The following is a 16,953-nucleotide window of genomic DNA, read 5'->3' on the forward strand; positions in this document are numbered from 1 at the left end:
AAAAGCATACCGTAAATGGTATGCTTTTTTTATGAAATCGGTATTTTAGAAGCGACGTGTAAATTCGCAACAGTACTTACCTTCTAAATATAATGAAGGACTACTTTCTATATTAATAATACTGACAGATTGTAAGTCTTTTCCTGTGTAAGATATTGTATTACCAGGAAAAACAGTGAAAATATTAGTTACTGTTCCAACGATTTGAATTGTAACCGCTTCTGTGCTGCTAGTACTATTATAAACCGAGACGGTACCTGATATAAGTAGTATTGCATCACTTTGCCACAGTATTATTGGCTGTGATTTATGTTTGGCAGAGGAAATAATGTTATTCGTTATAAGGAAATTTCCAGCAAATTCATTTGTTACTAGTTCGTAATTTGGATTTGGAGGAGAGGGCGGTGGACAGGGATTTGGACAAATGATAGATAAAGGAGCGAAACAGCCAATATTTTTTTTGTTCTTCAATACAACCCCTCCTTTTAAGTTATCTGTTACTATTATTAAATGTAGAAGCATGGCCGGTGTGTTAAAAAAAGAAGGAAATATTAAAAATTAAGATTGTCTAATAGGCTTAAACCTTAACTTATCATTAGTGTTATAGAAAAGATTATATGTAAATGGTCATAGGAAAAGAATGATTAGACTCTTTTAGACAAAAGGTGGTTGTATACCATAGTACGAGGAATGTTGGACTTAATTTCTAATTAACTGTATATTTACAAAAATCTAATAAAGTTCATTTGTTATTTAAACGACATTAACATATATTAGATAAAATAGCCCTTGTAATGAATCAATTATTATGAGGAGGATTCACGTGGACAGAAATGCTTTAAGAAAAGTAAAAGGCCTTATTGGATTATTAATGGTTTTTGTATTAGCATTCGTATCATTTCCGTGGAGTACATCAGTCAAGGCGGAAGAGAAAAAGCAAGAAAAGGCATCAAGTGAGAAGAAGATAGTTTTTCCGGTTGTAAGTGATGTGCATATTAAAAATAGTGGAACGGATGATACGTTTCGCTGGAAAAGAGCGATTGAACAGTTTAATATATTAGCACCAAAGCAAGATGCGTTTGTTATTGTAGGTGATTTCACAGATACAGGATCAGTGCAGCAATATGATCGTTTCATGCAAGTGTATAATGAAAATGCAAATAAAGATGCCGTGCGAATGAATTCTCTCGGTAACCATGATTATTGGAACGGTTTATCTGTAGAAGGTGCGCAGAAGCGTTTCTTAGAAAAAACAGGTATGGAATCAATTTATTATCATAAAGTGGTAAAAGGTTATCACTTCCTTGTTATGTCTCCAGAGAATGGAACAACACATGGTTATTATTCGGACAAGCAAATTAATTGGTTAAAAGAAGAAATGGCAAAAGCGCAAAAAGATGATCCAGAAAAACCGATTTTTGTATTTTTACATCAACATATTAAAGATACAGTATATGGTAGCCAAGAATGGGGAACACAAGATAGCGCAAAAATTAATGCAGTGTTAAAAGAATATCCACAAGTTATTACGTTTTCAGGTCATTCACATTATCCGTTAGATGATCCGAGATCGATACATCAAAAAGACTTTACATCAGTTGGTACATCTTCAGTAAGTTATATGGAAGTTGAAGGTGGTAAAGTACAAGGGAATATCCCGCCAGGAGCTAGTACGTTAAGCCAAGGTTTATTAGTAGAAGTAGATGAAGAAGAAGTGACGATTAATCGCCGTGATTTCCATACGAATTCTTGGACAGGCGAGCCTTGGAAAATTAAATTACCAGCAAAGAAAGAAACATTTACACATGTAGAAGATCGTGATAAAGAAAAGCCTTACTTTGCTAAAGATGCAAAGCTTGCTGTATCAAATGTAACAGAAAATGCGGCAACAGTAACATTCCCGCAAGCATTGGACAACCTCCTTGTTCACTCTTACCGTGTGCAGGCTAGAGATAAGCAAACGGGTGAAATAAAAAATAAATTGTTAGCATTCTCAGAGTTTTATCGTGATCCAGTGCCGAAAGATCTTACGTTTACGCTTGCAGGGTTAGATGGCGGGAAAGCATATACACTTGAAGTAGTTGCGATTGATTCATTTGGCAATGAAACCGCACAGCCGTTAACTGCGGAAATTACTACGAAAAAAGATAATATTGACCCGAATGTGAAAGTACCAAAAGCTGATGTTTTTGATGTAAACTTTGGAGATGGTACATTTAAAGACAATTCACCATTTGGTACAAAAGGTGATGTGAAGGGCAATGTGGTTATTGAATATGATAAAGCATTGAAGAAGAATGCTATGAAGTTAAACGGAAAAGCAAATACATTTGGATACCTTCCATTTTCAGCAGCACAAAAAGAGAAAATAGCAAATACGTTTACGTTAGAAACTGTATTTTCAATGAATGAAATTCGCGGACAAGGTATTTTGCAAAATACAGAGAGCGGCGGAATTGGTTTTGAGTCTACAGGAAGTGGATATGTTGAATTATGGGCTCACATTGGCGGTAGCTACAAACGTGTTGGCGTTCAATTAGAAGCGAACAAAACGTATCATTTAACAGGAACATATAACGGAAACGAAGTGGCAATTTACGTAGATGGTAAAAAAGTAAACAGTCAGTCAGCTCAAGGAAAAGTTTATAACCCAAACGTACCATTTGCATTTGGAGCGGATCCTGATAGTAACGGAAATGGTGGTATTCCGTTAAATGGACAAATCGCGCTTGCGAAATTATATAGTAAAGCGTTAAGTTCTTCAGAAGTATTAGCGGCGTACAATGAGTTTTCTAACCGCACAAAGTTAGAGCAAGTAAATGCGTTATTTGAAGAGCTTGGAAAAGTAAAAGAAGTGTTAGTTAGTACGTATGAATTTGGTGATAAGCCAGGTCAATATTCAAAGGAAGCCTTTCAAGAATTAGAGAAAAGCTATAACATTGCAAAGCAAGCATTTGAAAATGTAGGAAGTACTGGGGAACAAATTATTCAAACATATAACGAATTAAAATCAGCTAATGTAACATTCGTACAATCAAAAGTGGCAGAAGAACAACCAAAAACAACGAAAGAAAAATTACAGATCAATATTGAATCTGCAAAAGCAGTAGTGAAGAAAGCGCAAGCTGTAAATGTAACAGATGGTTCAGTGAAATCATTGCAACAAAAAATTACAGTTGCAGAAGCTGTATTACAAGATATGCAAGTAAAAGATGCACAGGTAGAAACGATGAATCGTACATTAGAGTATGCGATTTCACTTGTTGAAAAAAGTATGAACAAATAAGAGAGAAGAAAAGAAGCTTATCATGATAGGCTTGTTTTTTGTTATACTAAAAGTAGCATAGAAAGAAGGAGCGAATAATTTGGAACAGAAAAAGCTAAAAAGAATTCTTGAATATGTATGGATCGCGGTTGTGCTCCTTGTAGGATATTATTTATTAAAAGATAAAAGTATTTGGGTTTTATTCTTAATGACGTTTTTATTAGCAGGATTAGGAACGTTATTTATTAACTTCTTCTTTGATAGTTTGAATGCCTGGAAGAAGAAAAAGAAGGGGACGAAGTAAAGGAGGGAATATATGCAAAAGTGGAAGCTCATATATCAGGTGACTATTTTCTTAGTGCTTGTGGGTATTGGAATGGTCAAATATTCGAAACCAATAGGAAATTGGGCATGGTTTACAGCTTGCATCGGCATATTTTTCATTTTACAATCGTTAACGAAAAAATATAATAGTACAGAAAGATAGCTCGCCGTTTTATCGGCGAGCTATTTTGTTATGCTTTTTTCTGTTCATCATCTGTTTTTTCGGTAGCTAAATGACTATGTTTCCTAGAGTAGAAGAAATAGAAGCATAAGCCGACTATAAGCCAAACTGCAAAGCTAATCCATGTTGTTTTAGACAAATTGATCATTAAATATAAGCAGCAAAGAATCGCGACAACTGGTAATACAGGTACGAAAGGTGTACGGAATCCACGTTTTAAGTCAGGGTGTGTTTTTCGTAAAATAAGTACTGCGCAGCAAACGAATGTAAAGGCTGTTAATGTGCCGATGTTTACTAAATTCGCTAGCAAATGTAAGTCTAAAAGGCCTGCTAATAAAGCGGCAACGACGCCAGTAATCCATGTATTTAATAAAGGGATTTTTACTCTTTTATTTACACGTGCTAACGCTTTTGGAAGTAGACCGTCACGGCTCATCGCATACGAAACGCGAACTTGTCCATACATCACGACTAGGAGGACGGTCGTCATTCCAGTCATCGCTCCAACAGCGAGTAGTCCTGCAATTGCATCTTCACCAACGAAGTGCAATGCAAATGCAACTGGATCAGAAACGTCTAATTGTGTATAAGGAACCATACCTGTTAAAACGAAAGATACAATCATATATAAAATAGTACAAATAAGAAGGGAACCAATAATACCAATTGGTAAATCACGCTGTGGTTTTTTCGTTTCTTCCGCAGCGGTTGCGATTGCATCAAAACCTAAAAAGGCGAAAAACACAGTGGCAGCGCCAGTAATAATACCGTCGTATCCGAATGGAATGAACGGTGTCCAGTTTTCAGGTTTTACATATTTTGCGCCTGCTACGATAAAAGCGATAATAACTGCTAGCTTGATAAGAACCATAATATTATTAATGCGAGCGCTTTCGCGTATACCGAAGCTTAAAAGACCAGTAATGATTAGTAAAATACAAACAGCGGGTAAATCGATGAGGCCACCTTTTCCTACGCCAGGGGCCGAGGCGATTATGGCGGGCAGGTGTATATTGAAACCTTGTAGTAATGATTGTAAATAACCAGACCAACCGACAGCTACTGCTGCAACGGCAAGTAAATATTCGAGCATTAAACACCATCCGACGATGAAGGCGACGACTTCTCCGACTGTCATGTATGCGTAAGTATACACACTTCCTGAGACAGGAATAGAAGAAGCAAATTCAGCATAACAAAAGGCTACACAAGCACAAGTAAATGCAGCAATAAGGAATGATAGCATAATACCAGGACCAGAATGTTTTGCTGCAACAATACCTGTTAATACAAAGATCCCTGTCCCAATTACGGCGCCGATTCCTAAAAACGTTAAATCGAGTGCAGTTAATGTTCTATCTAGTTGCTTTGGTGACTCAGTACTAAGCGCTTTTTTTCGTAATAATGACTTCACTTTGGACTCTCTCCCCCCGTTTTTTCATTTCCATAACTGCGACTATAGTATGAGCCCATTAAAAAAGAGTAAGTAAGTGGAGGTGCAGTTATGGTATGTAGTTTTTTAAAATTGCTGGATTAATCTTAATATAATTCAGAATATTTTGTCAAATAAAAATATGACAAATAAAATGCGGATCAATAGGGGAAACTACTTGCAGAAATGGACGAGGGTTAACGACCCACTGATTAAAGTTAAAGTAGGAGCAGATGCTATGTTATTTTATTTTGAACTTGTCGTCATTTTACTTTGTACGAAATTAGCTGGTGACATTAGTGTGAGACTTGGTCAGCCTTCTGTACTTGGTAAGTTAATTGTCGGTATTATTATCGGTCCGGCTGTACTCGGTATTATTAATAGTTCTGAACTGATTGATGAACTGAGTGAGATTGGTGTTTTGTTACTTATGTTTATGGCGGGACTTGAAACGGATTTAGAAGAGTTAAATCGGAATTTGAAATCGTCATTTGCAGTAGCGGCTGGTGGAATTATTTTTCCTTTCATCGGTGGTTATGTAACAGGGTTGCTGTTTGGATTAATACAATCCCATGCCATTTTTTTAGGGTTATTACTTTGCGCGACATCGGTTAGTATTACGGTGCAGACGCTACGTGATTTAGGAAAAATGAATACGAGAGAAAGTACAACAATTTTAGGTGCCGCCGTATTTGATGATGTCATTGTCGTTATTTTATTAGCATTTGTTATGAGTTTTTTAGGAACGCAAGATGTGAATATAACACTTGTTATCGTAAAGAAAATTATTTTCTTTGTAAGTATTGTTTTTATTGCATGGAAAGTCGTTCCTTGGATTATGAAAATGCTTGTCCCGCTTCGTGTAACAGAAGCGTTAATTAGCGCGGCTCTTATTATTTGCTTCTCTTTTTCTTATTACAGTGAAATGATGGGAATTGCAGGCATTATTGGAGCATTTGCAGCAGGAATTGCTATTTCTCAAACAGAGTATAAGCATGAGGTGGAACATAAAATTGAACCGATTGCTTATGCAATATTTGTTCCAGTATTCTTCGTAAGCATCGGAATGGAAATTACATTTCAAGGGATTGGAAGCCAGCTTTGGTTCATTATTATTATGACTCTCATTGCAATTTTCACAAAGTTAATTGGATCAGGTTTAGGAGCGAGACTGACAGGATTTAATCTCCAATCTTCTATTAGTATTGGTGCGGGGATGGTATCACGTGGTGAAGTAGCGCTTATCATCGCTGCAAATGGACTTACGGCGAATTTATTAGCGAAAGAAAATTTCACAGCGATTGTTATTGTTGTTATATTGACGACGATTATTACACCGCCACTTTTGAAGAAATATTTTGTATAGAGAGGAAGGGCTTATCTGATGTAGGTAAGCTCTTTTTTTATTCCTAAAAGCAATGATCATATAGCATGAAGGGTTTGTAATTATGGTAAAATCTATGTATGTGATATGACAAGGAGAGGGAAGTGTGAAGATTACGAAGGAGAAGGTTATCGGTGTAATCGTACTTATTGCAGTATGTATACCATTTACTGCATGGAAAGAATCAAAAGTGAAAGATTTTCCGGTTTCTATTTTTTCGGAAGAAGCAGATGGTGAGTACGGTCAGAAGCTGAAATATACTGCTTTTTTACCTGATGTTGCGATTTGGATGAACGGTTGGGAAAAGAAGTGGACAGAAGGGGAAAGAACTGTTTATCAAAAAGGGAATCGCATTGTAAATGTGTTTCATCCTCCTGGCGATGATGGTTATTACCTTCTTGAAGCAAGGGAAAATAAGTGAACGCAACCGTAAGAAGTGGAGGTTAAATAGTGAAAGCTTCAACATTACTATTTAAAATTGAAAGTAATATGGATCAATTTTCACCAGCTGAGAAGAAGGTTGCCATGTACATAATGGAGAATGCAGAGATTGTACCGAATTTAACGACGAAAGAAGTGTCAACGAATGCAGGCGCAAGTGAAGCGAGTGTCGTTCGCTTTTGTAAATCGATTGGAATCGGAAGTTTTAAAGCATTTAAGATAGCACTCGTTCGTGAATTAACGATTGCTGATTATAATATTAACGATTTTTCAGTGATGAATACAGAAGATGGACCGTATGATTTATTTAATAAAGTTACTTATGTGAATAAAGCTGCAATTGAGGCGAGCGTGACGGCGATAGATAAAAAAGAACTTGAAAAAGCTGCAGATCGTATTGTAAATGCCGATAAAATTATCTTTTATGGAGTAGGCGGATCAGCTACTCCGGCGATGGACGGAGCTTATAAATTTACAAGGCTCGGATTTACAGCGATGATGCTATCTGATTTTCATATGATGTTGCCGCTTGTGACGAATTTAAAAGAAGGCGATATATTTGTTGCGATTTCAACATCTGGTCGAACGAAAGATGTGCTTGAAATGGCGCAGTATGCAAAGAGGCAAGGTGCAACTGTTATTGGAATTACGAAACTAGATCAATCGTCACCGTTATATAAAGAAGCGGATATTCGCCTTTGTATGCCAGATGTAGAACAAGATCATCGTATTGCGAGTATTGCTTCGAGAATGACGCAATTGAATATGATCGATGCTTTATATGTGATTACTTTCAATCGAATTGGTAATAAAGTATTGAATCAATTTATGGAGACGCGAGAAGAAGCATTGCGGTTACGGAAGTTAAAGTAGAAGAAAAGATGAGGAGACTCATCTTTTTTTATCCCGCTATTTGCCGTGCAGTAAGACCCTCACTTCAAAATTCAGCGGAAGCAAAGAAAGTTAGGTGGGGAGCAACTGCCCGTTAATGCCCGATTGGTGCGGGCTAATAATCAGTGGGGATGAACAAAACCCCCACTGATTAAAGTTTCACTTTATGATCTTTGACAAAAATATGTCATGTCGTGAAATTTTATTTCATAAAATAAGAAAGAGTCATTGATTTTTAGTTTCTTAAAGTTATAATAAAAGTGTGAAATATAATTTCAAAGAGGGTGGCAATATGTTAGAAAATTTATCGACAGAACATCGTAATGAGAAAACAATGAATTTGGATGAGATGAGCATAAAAGAAGTGTTGCAAAGTATGAATGAAGAAGATCGAACTGTTGCGTTAGCAGTTGAAAAAGAGATAGAACAAATTGAAAAGGTTGTACAGACTGTTATTAAATCTTTTGAAGAAGAGGGACGTTTAATTTACATTGGTGCTGGTACGAGTGGTCGTTTAGGTATTCTAGATGCAGTGGAATGTCCGCCGACATTTGGCACGGATGATAAAATGGTGCAAGGATTTATAGCAGGTGGATTGAAAGCGTTTACTAAAGCGGTGGAAGGTGCTGAAGATCGCGAAGAGTTAGCAGAAGAAGATTTAAAAAGTATTGGATTAAATGAGAAAGATACAGTGATTGGAATTGCTGCAAGTGGCAGAACTCCTTACGTAATTGGCGGCTTGAAATACGCACAGAGCGTAGGAGCGAGTACAGCGAGTATTTCTTGTAATAAAAATGCTGAAATAAGTAAATATGCAAAGTTAAATGTGGAAGTAGAGACAGGTGCAGAAATATTAACAGGATCAACGCGTTTAAAAGCTGGTACAGCACAAAAATTAGTGTTGAATATGATTTCAACAGCTTCGATGATTGGTGTAGGAAAAGTATATAAAAACTTAATGGTAGATGTTCAATCCACAAATGAAAAGTTAGTAGAACGGTCAAAACGAATTATTGTGGAAGCAACAGGCGCTAGTTATGAAGTAGCGGCAGAGTATTATGAAAAGGCAGAACGTAACGTAAAAGCTGCCATTGTTATGGTGTTGTTGCAGTGCGAATATGGGGAAGCACTGGAGAAACTAAAATGCGCAAAAGGGTTTGTGAAGAAAGCACTATAAAATAATAGGGAGGGGGATTCTATTATGAAGAAAGAAGAGAGAATGGCCAAGGAAATTTCGGAGCAACTTGGAGGAATAAAAAATATTCGTAGTATTGCTCATTGTATGACGAGACTACGATTAACGCTTCATGATGAAAGTAAAGTAAACATGGACCTTTTGAAAAAGGTTGAAGGTGTTATGGGTGTTATAGAAGATGAGACGCTTCAAGTTGTCGTTGGTCCAGGAACAGTAAATAAAGTAGCAGCTGAAATGGAAGGCTTAACAGGACTACGAATTGGTGAGGTAGCAGATCATCACCTTGAAGATATTGGGCAAGAGATGAAATCAGAGATTAAGAAGAAAAATAATACACCGGTGAAAAACTTTTTACGAAAAATAGGAAGTATTTTCATTCCGTTAATTCCAGGACTTGTTGCGTCAGGAATTATAAACGGGGTTGCTAACTTTGCGAAAAACGCTGGTGCTGATCCAAATGCAACGTGGTTACAAATGTTACTACTCATTGGCGGCGGTATCTTTACATTCTTAGGAATTTTAGTTGGTTGGAATACAGCGAAAGAGTTCGGCGGGACACCGGTTCTTGGGGCAATTGCTGGTATTTTAATTTTCAACCCGGCGATGGCAAACGTAAAATTGTTTGGTGAAGCATTAGTGCCCGGACGGGGCGGATTATTCGCAGTTATTTTTGCAGCATGGCTTATGGTTGTAGTGGAAAGACAAGTTCGAAAAGCAGTGCCGAATGCAGTTGATATTATCGTGACACCACTCATTACTGTATTAGTTGTAAGTATCGTAACGATGTTAGCCATTCAGCCATTAGCAGGTTTCTTATCAGATGGTATTACGAGCGGAATTAATGCTATTTTAAATATTGGCGGAGCATTTGCTGGCGCAGTACTTGCGGGAACATTTTTACCTCTCGTTATGGTCGGATTGCATCACGGTTTAACACCAATTCATATGGAATTTATTAATCAAACACACGTAACACCTTTATTACCAGTACTTGCAATGGCTGGTGCTGGCCAAGTGGGCGCAGCAATTGCGATTTATGTGAAAACAAAAAACAAACGACTTCGAAATGTAATTAAAGGTGGATTGCCAGTTGGCTTTTTAGGAATTGGTGAGCCGCTATTATACGGGGTTACATTACCACTTGGGAAACCGTTTATTACTGCTTGTTTAGGAGCGGCTGTCGGTGGTGCATTCCAAGCAGTTATGCAAACGGCTTCACTTGGAATTGGCGTATCAGGGCTATCTTTAATTCCGTTAATTGCTGACAATAAATATTTACTATATTTCTTAGGTTTAGTAATTGCATATGCTTTCGGATTTATCTTTACGTACTTCTTCGGATTTAAAGAAGAAATGGCAGAAAACATATAGAGAAAGGGATTCCTTTCTCTTTTTCTATTAATAGAAAGGGAGATTTATATGATCGGAGTTTCCATTTATCTTTCAAAAGAACGAGTAGAGAAACAAGAAGAGTGGTTAAAAGTAGCGAAGGAAAATGGGTTTACATCTATTTTTACATCACTGCACATTCCAGAAGATGATCCAAATACGTATAAAGAGTTAATTCAAATATTAGGGAGACAAGCTCTTGCACGTGAAATGGAGCTAATGGTTGATGTTTCTCCAAAATCGTTACACCATTTAGGGCTAACATATGAAAATGTGGAAGAGTTATTGAACTGGGGCATTACCGGTTTAAGAATGGATTACGGCATTGCGCCAAAAGAAATTGCAAGCGTATCTTATAAGATGAAAGTAGCTTTAAATGCGAGTACGATTACAAAATCATTTTGGAAAGAATTACTTGCAGAACATATAAGAGTAGAGAATGTAGAAGCATGGCATAATTTTTACCCGCGCCCAGAGACAGGACTAGCAAAGTCTTTCTTACAAAAACAAAATCAATATTTACAGAAGTGCGGAATAAAGACAATGGCATTTATTCCAGGAGATGCGGAAAAACGAGGGCCGTTATATGAAGGGTTACCAACGTTAGAAAAACATCGTAATATGCGCCCACTTGAAGCGTACTTAGAACTTGTTCAAGATTGTGGTGTTGATAAAGTATTGATTGGAGATATAAGCGCAAGTTTAAAAAGTATGCAAGAAGTAGCTAGTGCAAGTAGAGGGATTATTCCATTGCGTTACAAATCATTTATAACTGATAAAGAAGTATTAAAAGTGGTAGAGCAAGTGCATACAAATAGACTAGATCCGGCTCGTGATGTTATTCGATCTGTAGAATTAAGGGAAGGAAATAGAGTGGTGATAAAGCCGATGCATACAATTGTAAGAAAGAAAGGGAGTATTACAATTGATAATGAATTGTATGGTAGATATGCAGGGGAGATGCAAGTTGCCATAAATGATTTATCTGTAGATGAGAAAGTGAATGTTGTTGGAATGGTTGTAGAAGAGGACGTGTCTTTACTGCCTTATATTGGTGCTGGAAAAATGTTTCAATTTTTTCTATGCGATAGAATAAAAGCTTGAATTAGCGCTATTTTGTAAGAAAACATTATCCGTAAAACGGATAATGTTTTTTGTTTTCTTTAAAAAAGTATTTGACGAATGAAATAAAATACCGTATTGTTTTGACTTGTAAATAAAAGTTCACCATAACAAAACAAAAAGGAGAGTTCAAAATGAATCAATATATTGGGAATTTAATTATTCGTATCGTGTTAGGAGTTACGTTCTTTGCACACGGTTTAGCAAAGTTTCAATCAGGTATCGATAACGTAGCAGGATGGTTTACAAGCATCGGTTTACCAGGTGGCCTTGCATACGGCGTAGCAACAGTTGAATTAGTTGGTGGTATATTATTAATTATCGGTTTAGGTGTACGATATGTAGGATTGTTATTCGCTCTTATTTTAGCTGGAGCTATCGTAAAGGTAAATGGAGCAGCAGGTTTATTAGGAGATGGAAAGAATCCAGGATATGAATTAGATCTTGCATTATTATCAATGGGTGCGTATTTATTCGTAGTAAAAGCAGAAGGATATGTAGATCGTTTCTTAAAAGAGAAAGTAATGAAAACGAAGTAAATTTTATTTATAAATTGTTGACTTGAAGAATTATTGTAACTGTAATGATTACAACTGATGAATTACGAATGAAACAATTTAAATATTTTTTACACGAGATGTAACTGCATTAGTTACTTCTTGTGTAAAAATAAATAAACGGGAGGAAGTAATATGCCTAAATCAAATTTAGAAATTATTCAAAGCACGTATGAAGGATCAGCTTTTTCGAATGCAAAGCATTTAGCAGAAGCCCTCTCTGAAAAAGTGGAATGGACAGAGGCAGAAGGTTTCCCGTATGGCGGAACATATACAGGCGTAGAAGCTATAATGGAAAATGTATTTAGCCGTTTAGGATCAGAATGGGATGATTATAAAGCAAGTGTAAATACATATCATGAAGTAAGCGGAAAAGATGTAATTATTGCTGAAGGTATGTATTCTGGAGTTTATAAAGAAACAGGAAAATCATTTGAAGCAGAATTTGTTCATGTATGGCAACTTGAGAACGGAAAAATCGTGAAGTTTAAGCAATATGTAGATAGTTATATTGTTAAGGAAGCGATGAAGAGATAATGCTTTTTAAATGGATCGTAGGTATATGCATTACAATTATAGTAATTTTCTCGTCTATAGTTGGCGGAAAGAAATTGCTTGCATATGTGGAAAAAGAAAATAAAAATATTCAAACCGAGCGAGCGACAAACGAAAAAGAGAAGAAAGCTGCAGAAGAGGTCCCGCAAATTAGTGAAGGTGAAATTATTTCTACTATGCATAAAATGGTGCACCAAAAGGTAAAATCCTCTGAAAAATGGGGATTTGTAGAGATGACAAAAAAGGAGATTTCTAATGTAAAAAGAGATATTGAAAATAGTACAGGTTTTCAATATAAAATGAAGTTATTTTCTATTATAAATAGATGGGAAAAAGGAGATTTTTCTCAAACTGTTGAGGAGCATAACTTTTTATGGAGCCTTCAAGGTGGAGATACTGGCAAGGCGACGGAACGTTTATCGCCAGAAGAGGAAAAGCAGTATATAAGAGAAATGAAGAGTAAATAAAAACATCGCCAACCTAGATGACGATGTTTTTTCATTAAGAATGTTTTTTCATTAAGAATGTTTTCGTATTAAAGGTCTAGTTGGCTGAACGGCAACAGTTTTGAAATGAGAAAATAAATAACATCCTGTTACAACGACAATTGTCCCTAAAATTTGTATCCACGTTAATTCTTCTCCGAGGAATATGAATGCTAAAATGGCTGTGAAGATTGGATTGAAGTTTAGAAAAATACCTGATGTAGTTGCGCCTAATTTTTGTACACCAATATTCCAAAATACCATACAAAGAACTGTCGAAATAAGCCCAGTATATAAAAGTGATGTGATGAAAGAAGTATTTATATTTGAAACAGTGAAGCTACCTATGTTAAACGGTAGTAATAAAATAACGCCGAAAATACCAGAGTACAACGTTGCCATAAGTGGTGTAGTTGTTTTTGTTGCCCATTTACTGCAAACAGAATAGATTCCCCAAATACAAACTGCTGCAATCATCCATAAATCACCGCTATTAAAATGTAGTGAAAATAAAAGCGAGAAATCACCTTTTAATAGGACGAGGATAACCCCGAAGAATGAAAGAATCATGGATAGGATTTGAAGTGTATTTACTTTTTCTTTTAGAAATAATACTGAAAATAATGCGATTGAAATTGCATTCAAAGTAGAGATAAGACCTACATTCGTAGCGGATGTTTTTTCTAATGCTAAAAATTGAAAGATGTTAAAAAGAGCGACCCCTGAAATTCCCATCAATATTAAAGGAAGTATTGCGGTACGTGGTGGAAGGATTTTCTTTTCTTTAAACCATACCATTGGTAATAAACAAACAATCGCAATCATCCATCTTAAATTTGTCAGTGTCATCGGCGATGCATGATCGACGAGTGATTTTCCAACGACGAAATTTCCTCCCCATAATAAGCTCGTTAGTAATAGTAAAAAGACGTAAAAATAAGGCATGATAAAATCCCCTTTTTTGTAATCAATACTTATTGTAAATAATTTTAGCATTTTTCTTTATTGTGTAATATATTCTTTTGTATAATGGTGAAAACTCGATAAAATCTTTAGTTATGAGTGATATATACGGAATGATATTCAGTTTCGCGTAAGGTATAAGGTGTTTTTTCGAATAATCATCGGTAAGAAAAAAGGGGGAATTGTAATGGAGTCGTCTGTTATTAAAGTGTTGGATGATTTGGATGTACAAATTTTAGATATATTGCAGAAGGATTCACAAGTAAGTAATGCAGAGCTGGCACGTCGCGTTAATTTATCACCGGCTGCGATGCATGCAAGAATAAAAAGGTTAGATGGGGAAGGGTTCATCGATAAGCAAGTTGCGATTTTAAATCAAGAAAAGCTTGGGTTTGATTTATTATGCTTTATTTTTATGAGTACGAATATTCATCAATTTGACAAGTTAGAAGTGTTGGAGAAAGAATTAGAATCGATGCCGGAAGTGTTAGAATGTCACTGTTTAACAGGAGAGTACGATTATTTATTAAAAGTTGCAAATCGTGATCGTAAAGAACTGGAGCAGTTTATTAGAAAGCTGAATAAGCTTGGTATTACACGTATACAGACGAGTTTGGCACTTCGTGAAATTAAATATTCAACAGTATTGCCGATACGAGATGAGGAACCGAGCATCGATTAGATTGCTTGGTTTTTTGTTTGTATAAAGTGATTGACGAGGAGAAAAGAGAGCTGTATTATTATATAAAATTATGAATTAAAATTCATTTAAAGTTATAAATATTAATATCGAGGGCAAGGGGATGTAATATGAAAATCTGTAATGCGGTGACGAGTGATGTGAAAGAAATTTATAGTCTTATTGAGGTTTATGCAAAAGAGGGAGTTGTTTTACCACGTTCTCTTTTATCTCTTTATCAATATTTGCAATGTTTATATGTTATGAAAGAAGATGAGAGAATTGTTGGAGTTGCTGGATTGCATGTATTAGGGGAAGATCTTGCAGAAATACGATCGTTAGTAGTTTTGCATACATATGCAGGGAAAGGAATAGGGCGTATGCTCGTAAATCATGTAATGGAGGAAGCTACGAAAATAAATGTAAGAAGAGTAATTTCCTTAACATATGAAACAGTATTTTTTCAAAAGTGTGGATTTGATTTTGTAAATAAAGAAACGTTGCCAGAGAAAGTATGGATTGATTGTAGACATTGCCCAAAGATGGATTATTGTGATGAAGTGGCGATGGTGCGGTATGTTGGATGAAAAATTTATAGGGAAAAAGTTCCCACTATTATTTACATATATAGTGGGAATATATATTTCCATAAGAAATGGATAGGTTATTAAGAATTTGAATTCGTTTGTCTTACGGCAAAATTATAAAGTGGATCTTTAAGTTCATAGTTATACGTTAAACCGTCGACAATTCCTACAACTTTATCATTATCATAAAGGTCGAGCATAAATTGTGCCATTTGTTTTGCAGTGTGGAATTTTGGTACAACATTATCGTATTGGAATTCATCAATATCAAATGAACGCTTCGCAAATTCTGTTTCAGTTGCAGCAGGAGCTAAAACTTTTGCTTGCAGTTTTGCGCCTTGTTCTTTCAGTTCGTGAGACAGCCCTTCTGTAAATGCACTTACATAGAATTTCGTAGCGCAATACGTAACAGCATCAGCAACAATCGTGTATCCGCCGCCCGATGAAACGTTAATAAGCTGTGTTCCATCAACCATTGAATAATCTCTAACGAAAAGAGAAGAGAGTATTGTTAGTGCTTCTATATTGACATGCAACATCGTCTCGATTTTATTTAAATTTTGTTCGGCAATTGAGGCGAAATTACCAAAACCTGCGTTATTAATCCACGTTTCAATTTGAAAAGCTTGTAGGCTTTCATAAAGTTTATAAACATCTTCAGTAACAGATAAATCAGTTCGTCGAATGACAACATCCAACTCTGGATGCATTTCGTTAATTTTCAATTTTAATCCATCTAATTCTTCTTGTCTTCGAGCTACAAGTACTAAATTTTTCCCGCGAGATGCAAATGCTAAAGCTGCTTCATAACCAATTCCGGAACTTGCACCAGTAATAACCGTATATTTCATATAAAATCCCCCTAAATTCAAATTCATTTATGGTTAGATTGTATTTGTTAGAGTATACTCTAAGTCAAATGTTTTTTATAAATTTGATACGTTCATAAAATATATAAGGATAAGCATGTGGAGGGAGTTTAGTATGTATACAATTAGTGAGGTAGCAAAATTATTAGGATTGAGCACACATACACTACGTTATTATGAAAAGGAAAATATATTGATTGCAAATCGTGATACAAATGGAAATCGACTTTACGAAGAGTCACATATAAAGTGGTTGCAGTTTGTAATGAAATTAAAACAAACGCAAATGCCAATAGCGAAAATAAGAGAATACGCTAGATTATATACAGAAGGGGCGCATACAACAGAAGCTCGTTTACAGCTCCTAGAAGATCATAGGAAATCTATTCAGATTCAAAGAGAAAACTTAGAGGTTACAGAGAAGATGCTTGAGAATAAAATTATTGCATACAAGGCCTCTTTGGAAAATAAATAGAAAACAAAATCCGCTCCTTAGTTATAGGATAAACATGGATTTGATCTCATAGTGTGTTGGCAAATAAAAAAGAGCAGCTAGCAAAAGCTAACTGCTCCATTCAAGGGATCTCTCCAAGGGGGAGTGGAGAAAATATTATGTTACTAGCATTATTGACAG

19 protein-coding genes are annotated in these 16,953 nt (G+C 35.8%); 15 read left to right on the forward strand and 4 right to left on the reverse strand.

Going from position 1 to position 16,953, the window contains the following annotated elements:
- Window positions 1-45: 45 nt before the first annotated feature.
- A complete protein-coding gene (locus tag HMPREF1014_RS16060; RefSeq protein ID WP_000791329.1) occupies window positions 46-471 on the reverse strand; it encodes an S-Ena type endospore appendage in 426 nt (141 codons plus the stop codon).
- A gap of 352 nt (window positions 472-823) precedes the next feature.
- Between HMPREF1014_RS16060 and HMPREF1014_RS16065 the strand changes: the two genes are divergently transcribed.
- The 3 genes from HMPREF1014_RS16065 (at window position 824) to HMPREF1014_RS31625 (ending at window position 3,752) form a co-directional block, all read left to right on the forward strand.
- Entirely contained in the window at window positions 824-3,286 is a 2,463-nt protein-coding gene (locus HMPREF1014_RS16065; protein WP_000375664.1) for a LamG-like jellyroll fold domain-containing protein, read from the forward strand.
- A gap of 79 nt (window positions 3,287-3,365) precedes the next feature.
- Window positions 3,366-3,569, forward strand: coding sequence for a hypothetical protein (locus tag HMPREF1014_RS16070; protein WP_000435800.1), 204 nt, complete (start codon window positions 3,366-3,368; stop codon window positions 3,567-3,569).
- A gap of 12 nt (window positions 3,570-3,581) precedes the next feature.
- On the forward strand, window positions 3,582-3,752 hold the full coding sequence (locus tag HMPREF1014_RS31625) for a hypothetical protein (RefSeq protein ID WP_001174857.1): 171 nt from the start codon (window positions 3,582-3,584) through the stop codon (window positions 3,750-3,752).
- Between the two features lie 28 nt (window positions 3,753-3,780).
- Here HMPREF1014_RS31625 and bcaP read toward each other — a convergent pair whose 3' ends face one another.
- Window positions 3,781-5,184, reverse strand: a complete 1,404-nt coding sequence (bcaP, locus tag HMPREF1014_RS16080) for a branched-chain amino acid transporter BcaP (protein WP_000838710.1) — start codon at window positions 5,182-5,184, stop codon at window positions 3,781-3,783.
- Between the two features lie 160 nt (window positions 5,185-5,344).
- Here bcaP and HMPREF1014_RS16085 point away from each other — a divergent pair, with 160 nt between their 5' ends.
- The 9 genes from HMPREF1014_RS16085 to HMPREF1014_RS16125 all read left to right on the forward strand — a co-directional run bounded on the left by HMPREF1014_RS16085 (window position 5,345) and on the right by HMPREF1014_RS16125 (window position 13,203).
- The gene (locus tag HMPREF1014_RS16085; RefSeq protein ID WP_370940894.1) at window positions 5,345-6,568 is read left to right on the forward strand and encodes a cation:proton antiporter; all 1,224 of its coding nucleotides are present in this window, start codon (window positions 5,345-5,347) and stop codon (window positions 6,566-6,568) included.
- 124 nt (window positions 6,569-6,692) lie between these two features.
- Window positions 6,693-7,007: a hypothetical protein gene (locus HMPREF1014_RS16090; protein WP_000704958.1), complete on the forward strand. Its 315-nt coding sequence runs from the start codon at window positions 6,693-6,695 to the stop codon at window positions 7,005-7,007.
- 29 nt (window positions 7,008-7,036) lie between these two features.
- Window positions 7,037-7,900 carry a MurR/RpiR family transcriptional regulator gene (locus HMPREF1014_RS16095; protein ID WP_000648164.1) on the forward strand — a complete coding sequence of 288 codons (864 nt, stop codon included), beginning with the start codon at window positions 7,037-7,039 and terminating at the stop codon, window positions 7,898-7,900.
- Window positions 7,901-8,210: 310 nt separating this feature from the next.
- The gene (gene murQ, locus HMPREF1014_RS16100; protein ID WP_000892344.1) at window positions 8,211-9,095 is read left to right on the forward strand and encodes an N-acetylmuramic acid 6-phosphate etherase; all 885 of its coding nucleotides are present in this window, start codon (window positions 8,211-8,213) and stop codon (window positions 9,093-9,095) included.
- A 24-nt stretch (window positions 9,096-9,119) separates the two neighbouring features.
- Entirely contained in the window at window positions 9,120-10,484 is a 1,365-nt protein-coding gene (locus HMPREF1014_RS16105) for a PTS transporter subunit EIIC (RefSeq protein ID WP_000711293.1), read from the forward strand.
- Window positions 10,485-10,532: 48 nt separating this feature from the next.
- A complete protein-coding gene (locus HMPREF1014_RS16110; RefSeq protein ID WP_000580638.1) occupies window positions 10,533-11,606 on the forward strand; it encodes a DUF871 domain-containing protein in 1,074 nt (357 codons plus the stop codon).
- Window positions 11,607-11,758: 152 nt separating this feature from the next.
- Window positions 11,759-12,163 (forward strand): DoxX family protein, encoded by a 405-nt coding sequence (locus HMPREF1014_RS16115; protein WP_001077751.1) that lies wholly within the window; start codon window positions 11,759-11,761, stop codon window positions 12,161-12,163.
- Between the two features lie 153 nt (window positions 12,164-12,316).
- Window positions 12,317-12,718 (forward strand): nuclear transport factor 2 family protein, encoded by a 402-nt coding sequence (locus HMPREF1014_RS16120; protein WP_001126693.1) that lies wholly within the window; start codon window positions 12,317-12,319, stop codon window positions 12,716-12,718.
- A complete protein-coding gene (locus HMPREF1014_RS16125) occupies window positions 12,718-13,203 on the forward strand; it encodes a PRK06770 family protein (RefSeq protein WP_000897982.1) in 486 nt (161 codons plus the stop codon). Before HMPREF1014_RS16120 ends, HMPREF1014_RS16125 begins: the two co-directional genes overlap by 1 nt.
- Before the next feature lie 51 nt (window positions 13,204-13,254).
- Here the strand turns inward: HMPREF1014_RS16125 and HMPREF1014_RS16130 are convergent, their stop codons facing one another.
- Entirely contained in the window at window positions 13,255-14,166 is a 912-nt protein-coding gene (locus HMPREF1014_RS16130) for a DMT family transporter (protein ID WP_001146239.1), read from the reverse strand.
- Window positions 14,167-14,371: 205 nt separating this feature from the next.
- On the opposite strand from HMPREF1014_RS16130, the gene HMPREF1014_RS16135 reads away from it, so the two are divergent.
- A complete protein-coding gene (locus tag HMPREF1014_RS16135) occupies window positions 14,372-14,866 on the forward strand; it encodes an Lrp/AsnC family transcriptional regulator (protein WP_000446088.1) in 495 nt (164 codons plus the stop codon).
- A 128-nt stretch (window positions 14,867-14,994) separates the two neighbouring features.
- Entirely contained in the window at window positions 14,995-15,450 is a 456-nt protein-coding gene (locus HMPREF1014_RS16140; protein WP_000686661.1) for an N-acetyltransferase, read from the forward strand.
- A gap of 80 nt (window positions 15,451-15,530) precedes the next feature.
- On the opposite strand, the gene HMPREF1014_RS16145 is transcribed toward HMPREF1014_RS16140, so the two are convergent.
- Entirely contained in the window at window positions 15,531-16,301 is a 771-nt protein-coding gene (locus HMPREF1014_RS16145) for an SDR family NAD(P)-dependent oxidoreductase (protein ID WP_000878071.1), read from the reverse strand.
- A gap of 133 nt (window positions 16,302-16,434) precedes the next feature.
- Here HMPREF1014_RS16145 and HMPREF1014_RS16150 point away from each other — a divergent pair, with 133 nt between their 5' ends.
- Window positions 16,435-16,794 carry a MerR family transcriptional regulator gene (locus HMPREF1014_RS16150; RefSeq protein ID WP_000288058.1) on the forward strand — a complete coding sequence of 120 codons (360 nt, stop codon included), beginning with the start codon at window positions 16,435-16,437 and terminating at the stop codon, window positions 16,792-16,794.
- The last annotated feature ends 159 nt before the right edge of the window (window positions 16,795-16,953 follow it).

Origin of the sequence: Bacillus sp. 7_6_55CFAA_CT2 (assembly GCF_000238655.1) — a bacterium.
Taxonomy (GTDB): Bacteria; Bacillota; Bacilli; order Bacillales; family Bacillaceae_G; genus Bacillus_A; species Bacillus_A cereus.